This is a genomic window from Pseudomonas sp. C2B4, from assembly GCF_013359695.1.
Taxonomy (GTDB): Bacteria; Pseudomonadota; Gammaproteobacteria; order Pseudomonadales; family Pseudomonadaceae; genus Aquipseudomonas.
Window position 1 is genome coordinate 25,497 of the sequence record NZ_JABFMU010000065.1, and the last position, 8,966, is coordinate 34,462.

6 protein-coding genes are annotated in these 8,966 nt (G+C 60.2%); 1 reads left to right on the forward strand and 5 read right to left on the reverse strand.

All coding sequences use genetic code 11. The features are described 5' to 3' along the window. Positions 1–80: 80 nt before the first annotated feature. The gene (locus HNQ83_RS26885) at positions 81–887 is read right to left on the reverse strand and encodes a bifunctional 2-polyprenyl-6-hydroxyphenol methylase/3-demethylubiquinol 3-O-methyltransferase UbiG (protein ID WP_175391879.1); all 807 of its coding nucleotides are present in this window, start codon (positions 885–887) and stop codon (positions 81–83) included. A 253-nt stretch (positions 888–1,140) separates the two neighbouring features. On the opposite strand from HNQ83_RS26885, the gene HNQ83_RS26890 reads away from it, so the two are divergent. Next, positions 1,141–1,521 carry a hypothetical protein gene (locus HNQ83_RS26890; RefSeq protein WP_175391880.1) on the forward strand — a complete coding sequence of 127 codons (381 nt, stop codon included), beginning with the start codon at positions 1,141–1,143 and terminating at the stop codon, positions 1,519–1,521. A 99-nt stretch (positions 1,522–1,620) separates the two neighbouring features. Here HNQ83_RS26890 and HNQ83_RS26895 read toward each other — a convergent pair whose 3' ends face one another. The 4 genes from HNQ83_RS26895 to HNQ83_RS26910 form a co-directional block, all read right to left on the reverse strand. Then, positions 1,621–3,051 carry a sigma-54 dependent transcriptional regulator gene (locus HNQ83_RS26895; RefSeq protein WP_175391881.1) on the reverse strand — a complete coding sequence of 477 codons (1,431 nt, stop codon included), beginning with the start codon at positions 3,049–3,051 and terminating at the stop codon, positions 1,621–1,623. Continuing rightward, positions 3,020–4,513, reverse strand: coding sequence for a sensor histidine kinase (locus HNQ83_RS26900; protein WP_175391882.1), 1,494 nt, complete (start codon positions 4,511–4,513; stop codon positions 3,020–3,022). Before HNQ83_RS26900 ends, HNQ83_RS26895 begins: the two co-directional genes overlap by 32 nt. A gap of 102 nt (positions 4,514–4,615) precedes the next feature. Continuing rightward, positions 4,616–5,734 (reverse strand): SCO family protein, encoded by a 1,119-nt coding sequence (locus HNQ83_RS26905; RefSeq protein ID WP_175391883.1) that lies wholly within the window; start codon positions 5,732–5,734, stop codon positions 4,616–4,618. A gap of 17 nt (positions 5,735–5,751) precedes the next feature. Next, a complete protein-coding gene (locus tag HNQ83_RS26910) occupies positions 5,752–8,553 on the reverse strand; it encodes a multicopper oxidase domain-containing protein (protein ID WP_175391884.1) in 2,802 nt (933 codons plus the stop codon). Positions 8,554–8,966 lie beyond the last annotated feature (413 nt).

Consider the following 8,966-nt stretch of genomic DNA (forward strand, 5'->3'; position numbering starts at 1 on the left):
ACACAGGATTTGTGTTCGACCTGATCAAAAATGTGGGAGCGAGCCTGCTCGCGAAGGCGTCAGTCGGAGCACCCCGTCAATCAGCCCTTCTGCGCGACCAACGTAAAGCACATCGGCAACTGCGCCTCGCGCCGTTCATAGCGGTCGTACAGTTCCTCGCGGTTGGAGTGCGGGTATTCCTTGAAATCGCGGATGTTCAACCCCGCGGCAATGGCGCCATTGAAGATGGCGCCCAAGGTATGGACGAACCAGTACGACGGCGCAGCCTGTTGTTCGACCTTGCCTTCGTAGACGATCGGCTCGGTCTGCACGAAAGGCTCGCGGCGAAAATACGAACTGGCCAAGGCGAAGGGGTCGGTGGATTCGGGGTCGAACATTTCCAGGAACGGATGGGTTTCGTACACCACCAGCGCCCCGCCCGGCCTCAGCGTTTGCGCGACATGACGGAAGAATTCGCCGATATCCGGCATCCAGTTCATCACCCCTATGGTGATCAACGCCAGGTCGAAGCGTCCCTGCAACTCAAGTGGCAAACGGTGAAAGTCGGCCTCGATGAATTCGGGCCCATGGGGCGAGCGTGAGGCCAGCTCCCGCGCCTGATCGAGAAACGCCAGGGACTGATCGACACCGACCACCTGCCGGGCGCCCAGGGCGAACAGGGAAAGACTTTCGCGGCCATTGTTGCAGCCCAGTTGCACCACCTCCTTGCCCTCGACCCCGACCTCGGCCAGCACAGCGGTCAAGGTGTCATCCAGGCAGGAAAAATCCGCGCGGGCCACAGCGTTCCAGAGAACGGGCCATTCAGGGCTGTCTTTGTGATGGCGAGCGGAGTCGTTCCAGGCCTCGCGATTACTGGCGATGGCGTTTTCTTTTGTCGGCATTTCCATTGCACGCGTCCAAGTCGAAGGTTTGACCCACGACTGTAGCAGCCCTGTGGCGAGGGGATTTATCCCCGTTGGGCTGCGCAGCAGTCGTTAAGCCTTCACACACGCTCTGCCTGAAAGACTGCGATGGCAGGATTTAGGGCCGCTGCGCAGCCCAACGGGGATAAATCCCCTCGCCACAGGCTCGCTCCCACAGAGAGCGCTATAGTTATTCACCTTGGGGATTCGCGCGAAAACCGATGCCACAGGTGTTGCCATGAACACGATCGAACAGACGCTGTTGCTTGCCCTTTGCCTGACCGCCGCCTGTGCGCAAGCGGACGACAGCCCGATGCAAACCGAGCAGTCGAGCAGTGAATTCAACTATTACGGGGCCGACCAACCCTTCGCCCACCCCGCTCCTCCCTCATTGAGCACCGTACCGCCGGGCTCGTACATCCCGACATCGCCGCAGACGTTTACCCCGGTCTCCAGCGAGCACGTGTTTTACGATTCCCAGTTGCCGACGGTGGCCGATGCCACCGTGCGTGTGTTCATTCGCACCTACGATTCGGAGCGTGGCGTCTACGTGAACCAGGAAATCATCGACCCGACGTGCATGCTGGCCTGCCTGAGCACTCCAGGACCGGCCTTGTAGGAGCGAGCTTGCTCGCGATGGTGGTCAACGATAACGCGCCCTGCCCGGCTGCCCGCGTCGCCCGAACGTTCATCGCGAGCAAGCTCGCTCCTGAAACAATTACCACTGCCGTTTGTCCGGCCGTGCAAGGCCGAGTTTTTCAATCCGGTAGCGCAGCATGTCGCGGCTCAGGCCCAGCAAGCGTGCGGACTTGGTGACGTTCCAGTCGGTCTTGTCGAGCATCTTGCGCACCATGTCGCGTTCAACTTCCGGCAGATTCATCGATTCGGTGCCGTTGTAGGCCGCACGCGGTTCGCTGGCAGGAATTTCGTGCTGAAACAGTGGCGGCTCGTCCACCAGGCTCATGCAGACGTTGAGCTGATGCGCGGCGATGATGTCGCTTTGCGCCAGCAGCACGGTCTGCTCCAGCATGTTGCGCAACTCGCGCACATTGCCTGGCCAGCTGTAATTGAGCAGCAACTCTTCGGCCTGATCGCTGAAGCGCAGGTGCGGTTTGCCATAGCGTTTGCCGTGTGCCGCCAGGAAGTGCCGGGCCAGCAGCAGGATATCTTCACCGCGGGCATACAGGCGCGGCACCTTGATCGAGATGATGCGCAAGCGGAAAAACAGGTCGCGGCGGAACTTGCCCTGCTGGACCATTTGTTCGAGGTTGCAGTTGGTGGCGCTGATCACCCGCAGATCGACCTTGCGCTCCTTGACCGCCCCGACCCGGCGAATCGTCCGATCCTCCAGCAGTTTCAGCAGCTTGGCTTGCAACAGCAGATCCATTTCACCGATTTCGTCGAGAAACAGCGTCCCGCCATCGGCTGCTTCCACCAGCCCGACCCGACGATCCTTGGCGTCGGTAAAGGCGCCCTTCTCGTGACCGAAGAGTTCCGATTCCACCAGGTTGGCCGGAATCGAGGCGCAGTTGAATTCAATGAATGGCCCCTTGGCGCGCGGGCCGTCGAAATGCAGGGCGCGGGCCACCAGTTCCTTGCCGGTGCCGGTTTCGCCTTCCACGAGCACGGGGGGAAGGTCGGTGTTGGCCATCCGGCGCTCGGCATCGAGCAACTGCGAGATGGTGCCCTTGAGGTAAATCATCGGCGCCGATTCGCCAATCAGCGCCTGCACCCCGGACTTCTGCGCCTCGCGTTCCTGATAGAACGACAGCGTGCGCTCCATCCGCTCGGTGGCCAGGGCCTTGTCCAGCAGCAGCTTGAGCTCCGGCAGCGCCACCGGTTTGGTCACGTAGTGGAACGCGCCTTCCTTCATCGCCACCACGGCATCCTCGACGTTGCCGTAGCCGGTCATCATGATCACTTTCAGGTCCGGCGTGCTGATGCGCAGCTTCTGGATCAGATCATGCCCGCTCATACCGGGCAACGAGTTGTCGGTCAGCACCACATCGGGAACGAAAGTCTTCAATTGATCCAGTGCGTCTTCAGCCGAGTGGCAGACGGTCACCTCGAAGTCCTTGCGCTCCAGGTACGTCTGAATATTCTCGGCGAGGAGTTCATCATCCTCGACCAGCAGTATGCTGTGTTCCATATTCCCCTCCCGTTGCCACTTTAAAATTCAGACAAACGCGGGTTCCTTCCTGCTCCTGGCTGGTCAGTTGGACCGAGCCTTCGAAACGCTCCATTATTCTTTTGACCAGCGCCAGCCCCACGCCCAGCCCGCCTTGTTTGGTGGTGAAAAACGGCTTGAAGACCATCTGCTGTTGCTGTTTGGTCATGCCCTTGCCGGTGTCATTGAGAATCATGCTCACCTGCCCGGATACCGGTGTTTCAATGTCGATACTCAACACGCCACCGGTGGGCATGGCTTCCAGGGCGTTGGCAAACAGGCTATTGAGTATTTGTGTAAGCAGCACCTGTTGGCTGACGACCGGTGGCACGCTTTTGGGGGTGAAGCGCACCTCGACGTTCGAACGCTTGATCAACGGCTCGAAGGCACCCAGGGCGTCGTCGATGGTCAGCACCAGGTCGACGTTTTCATGATCGTCATTCATCGGCCGCAACGACACCAGCAACTCACGCACCCAGCGCGACATGCGATCGACCTGGCCGATGATGTCGCCGATGTTTTTCTGCGCGCCCTGGCTGCCGATTTCCTGGGCCAGTTCAGCGCTGGAACGGATGTTCGCCAGCGGATTGCGCAGGCTGTGGGCCACCGCCGAGGACATCTCGCCCAAGGCAACAAAGGTTTCGTTGGCCACCAGTTGCTTCTGCTGACTCTGCAGCAGCATGGCCGCGCGTCGCACGATCCAGAACAACCCCAGGTAAATCGCCGCGCCACCGAGCAGCGTCGCCAGCCAGATCGCCTTGAACCCGCGCTGGATGCGTTCCACCAGGTCCACCGGTTCCTTGTAGATTTCCACCATGGCAATCACTTTGCTTTTGTCGGCGTTGAACATCGGGATGTAGTTCTCGATGAACAGGTATTGCGGTTCACGCAGCAAACGTTGTTCGGGTTTTTCTTCATCGATTTCGTGGTAGCTGGTCGACACCGCTTCCTTCATTTCGAAGGACTCGTCCAGCTCATCGTCACCCTCGATGCGCGCGCCGATCAGCTCCGGGTTGGTCGACCAGACCACCGTACGGTCGAGGGCGTACACCGTGGCCAGCAGAATGTCCGGCAGATGCTCCACATGATCGAGAAACTCGATGCGCGCACTCGCACGGGTCGCCGGATTCACATCGGGATAGGCGTTGTCCTCACGCGGGTCGAGCATTTCACCCATGGTTCTGTTCGGCTGAATGGAGGCGTGCCGAATCTCGGCATCGCCAATGGCCTGAATGAATTGCGCGGTCAGCATCGAATCGCGCTCAATGCTCTCTTCCACCACGAAACGCGTGGAGATGTAACCCAGCCCCAGTGCCACGGCGGCGATGATGAAAAAACTCGCCAGGGAAAACCAACGCACCAAATTGAACGGCGGTCGCCAATCCTTGCTTGCTGTTGCCGGTGGAGTCGGCGCAGGTTTTTTTTGTTCTTCCAGCATCTGCATTCATGTGTCCTGGTTGCTGTGATCAAGCCACTTCTGTCGTGCTCTGGATCAGTGTAGGTGGCATTGATCGCGACCGACGGTCGAGCAAGTGTTATTTCGCCACTATTGCACCTGGGTCTGTTCCTGAACCTTGTCAGGCCCTGCGACGGCATGATGGTGTTCGGGCTCTTCGCTGGCAGCCAGTGGGGTCGCCGGTGGATGCTGGCGATCGGTTTCCTCTTCCAGAAACGCGATGATCGACTGGGCCGAACGCTCATCCATGCGCAGGTTGGGCATCGGAATCCTGTTGAAGCGTTCGTACAGCTCCATCGCGAGCGGGTCTTTTTCCGCGAGCATGCGATCCGGCTCACGGATCCAGCGGTTGAGCCAGGCTGGATCGCGTTGTCGAGTCACGCCGATCAGGTCCGGGCCGATGCTGCGCAGGCCGATGCCCTGTCCGTCCGTCGGGCCGAGGCTATGGCACGAGGCGCAACGGGTACGGAACAGTTCTTCGCCATTGCTCGGCGGACGTATTTCCGGGGCCTTGTCGTAGCTCTGCGCAATGCTCCGTTCCTTCCAGTTATGCAAGGTGTTGGCCAACTGGTCGGCGAGTATCCACGGGTTCTCGAAAGGCGAAGCCTTCATCCAGCGACCGGTTTCCTGGTTGCCGACGATCAGGCTCAGGTTGTGGTCCTTGCTGCGTCCATTGTCGACGCCGTCAATGAACAACCCGAGTTTTTGCCGCAACTCGGTGACATCGGCGAATTCCCCGGTGAGGAACTGCCAGCCGGGCCCGACCTGAAAGCGTTGCGCATAGGCCTTGAGCACCTCGGGGGTGTCGCTCAAGGGATCGATGCTGATGGAGTAGAAGAAGATGTCCTTGCCGACCCGGTCGCCGAGCAGTTTCTGCACCTGGCGCAAACGCGCGGTTTCCAGCGGGCAAGAGTCGCTGCACGAGGTGAAGATGAAATTGATCACCACCACCTTGCCCTTGATCAGGTCATCGAAAAAACGCACCTGCCGACCGTTCTGGTCGGTCAGCAGGGTGTTGGGGAAGTAGTCGGCGCCCCAGGGGGTGGCGGAGTCGACCACGGCGGTTTCGGCCGGTGCGGCGGTCGGTAAGGGAGCGGGTGTCGACGGCGCCTGGTTGGCGACCAGCAGTTGGCTGACCAGCAAGCCGGTGGCCAACAGCAGCACCAGATGCATGAGCAAGGCACGTGAACGCGGTGTATGCAACTTCATGTCGACACCCTCTCGATTTATTTTTTGACCGTCACTTGTGGGCCCATGCCGTCGCCGCTGCGGAAGGTTGGCAGTGCGGCAGAGTTCACGTAGCGCACACCATCCCAGCTTGGCAGCGGTGTCGGCATCAACTGGAATTGACCGGGCTTCTCAAGGTCCCAACGCAGCAGCATCGAGTTGTCCTCATGCTGGGTGTTGTGACAGTGCTCCATGTAGGTCCCGGCGAACTCGCGGAAGTTGATCGCCATTTCCACGCTGTCCAGCCCGTCCTTTTCCGATCCGATGCGGTACACGTCCTTGCGCGCCCACTTTTCCCATTCCGGTGGCGCCTTGCCGCCGCGGCTGAGGATGATCCCTTCCTCGAAGTGCACATGCACCGGGTGACTCCAGCCCGTGCCGCCCGCCTTGATGTTCCAAACCTCCAGGGTGCCGAAACCGCTGGTGCCGGCATCGGTAGGGCCTGTTTTCAGCTGGGTGGACGCGTTCAGGCGACGAGGGTCCATGTGGTAGCCGAAGCCGCCATCGGTCTTGACCGTCCAGGGTGCTTCATCCGTGCCGTCGGAACGGCCGAAGGTGAAGGTGCGGTGACGGGCATTGGCCAGCAGTGCCTTGTCGGCGGCGTTGTCGCGATGGATTTTCAGCGGGATCATCACCAGGCCTTCCGCCTTGCCCGGTTTGGCCGGCTCGTAGGCGGCGGGGTCCATGGCCAGGTCCTGACCGGTGTAGGCCTTGACGTTGAGTTGCAACACCTTGCCCACCGCCGGGTCGCCCTTGTCCCACTGCGGTCCTTTGCTCGTTTGCTTGATCACAGCCTTGTAGTTCTCGGACAGCACGTCGGCCAGGGCAATCGGCTCTTTCGGGCCTTTGCCGTCGTCATGGGCCAGCAGGTTGACGAAGAAGACCTTGTCCCCTGGCTTGATGCCGCTTTTCGCGAAGTTGACGATGATGTCGAAACGCTCGGCGATGCCCTGGGTCGGCAGGATGGCGTTGTGGTTCTGTTTGTCGCCATCGGCGTCCAGATCCATGGTGCCGTCGAACGGCACGGCATGCTCCATGATGTTGCCGTCGTTTGCGATCATGTGGAACGGCACCCGGGCATAGGACACACCCGAGCCTTTGGGCCCCTGGAATTCGCCACTGGTGCCCTTGATTTCCCGCACGAGCGCCAGTTTGAAGTAACGCGACACCGAACCGTTGAGCATGCGGAACCGATAGCTGCGGGCGCGCACATCCAGCGTCGGTTTCCAGCCCCAGTTGACCACCACCTGGTCACCGAGGAAGCCGTCGGTGTTGAACGGGTTGAACCACAACTGACCGTTCTGATCCCAGGCCTTGTCGGCAAACACCAGGTTGACGTCGTAGTCACGGTTACCCCAAGGCATGGCGCTGCCGCTGGGGAAACGCAGGTTGACGCCGTCGTTCACCGACTCGTTACCGCGGTCCAGGGCGCTGTAGTAGTTCATCATCGCCGCGTTGCCCTTGTAGACGTTCTGCGCGGTGAAATCGAGCATGTGGTCGTGGAACCAGTGGGTGCTCATGGTTTCGCGCCAGTCGCCGCGAATCTTGATCGTGCCATGGTCGCAAGTCTTCAGGCCCGGGCTCATGTCGTTGGTCCACAGGGTTTCGCCCGGCGAACACGGGAATGCCGCGCGCGGATCTTCCGCCTTGGTGTTGATGCTGTCGTAACCGGCCAACTGGATCGGCCAGCGATAGTCGTAATACTGCCCGGGGAAGAAAAACGCGTTGGCATAGCCGTCGCTTTCCGCCGGTGCGTGGCCGTTGTGTTCATGGGTGCTGATGGTGTGCAGGCCGAAACCCATGTTGGCCGACGGGTCGATGGGCAAGCCGTTGTAATGGCGCATCAGCACCGGTTGACCGTATCGCACCATCAAGAGTTTGGGCGGCAGCGTGCCGTCGAAAGTCCACACCGAGTTGTGGTTCTGCACCGGCATGAGCGGATGCAGACGCGGCTCGATGCCCTTGGCGGTGCCGTCCGTTGCCGGTATGCCAGCAACGTTGTGATAGAGGCCTCCGGGGCCGAACTCACCCATGGCGTAATGGTGCATTTGCCGATCGTCACGCAGGCCTCCGTTAGTCCGAATGCCGGTTTGCACGGTCTTGTAGGCGTTCTGCGGGTAGAACTCGTTCCAGCGCTGATGGGACCAGCCCTTTCCTGGCGGACGACCTTCGGCCGACGAACCGATATGGCGGTTGAGGAAGTATTCGATCTGCGCCTGCCACGGGTTGCGATCGACGGTGTTGGAGTATTGGCCGGGAAACGGCGTCAGCCCCGGTTGACGCAGAAAAGTATCGAGGGCCAGGCCCGGCGGTGCACTGCGAGCAGCGCTGTTGGGGTCCTGGGCCGGCAACGGACCGATGCCTGGCGGTGGAAACGGAAGTTGCGCGGCCGGCGTGGTGGGGTCGAGCTTTTCCGGTCCGAACTCTTCAAACAGCATCATTTGCTGGGTGAATGGCTGAGCCCCGAATAGCGGGCTCGGCTTGCCATTGGTGGGGTAGTTGAAACTGGTCTGCTGCGACGGCGGCAGCTGGTTTTCCACACGCTCAGTGTCGCGGGTGCCTTTGACGCCATCGGGCAAGTCGAAGGAATCTTCGTTGGCCTCGGGCATGGTCAGGATGGCATTCAAGGCGCCGGCCTTGTCGGCCGGCTCGTCGTAGTAAGCCGAGGGATCGGACGGCTCTGGCTGTCGCTCATCGTCGATCGGGCTGGCGCGCAGCATCCCTGTGCTTAATGTCATCGATAAAGCAACGCTCAACGGCGTCAACAACCACTTGAAGGGATACCGCGCTTTTCTGTCCATCACCAGCCGCCTCGTATGCGTGAAGGGGGTGATGGTGCCTTTGCAAATGCCTCGCCAGATTTGTAACTGTTTTATACGAAAGTGTTAAACCCAATAAAACAATGGCTTATCAACATCAATGTGCCATGACCGGGAATAAAGACTGGGGAATGGCACCCGCTAGCGGGGAAAGTTCTCACCCAATTTCAGGGGGAACGGTGGGAGCGGGCCTGCTCGCTACCACAGGGGATGGGGTATATCTGCAAAAGCCAGGTCGGTCGTCAGGCCCCCTCGGTGACTGCAAAAGCAGAGCCGTCAGTGGCCGTTACCGCAATAACGGATACGTACACACCCATCCTGCGCCTGACAAAAATCCAACTGTGGGAGCGAGCCTGCTCGCGAAAGCGGTGTGTCATTCAGCACATGTACTGACT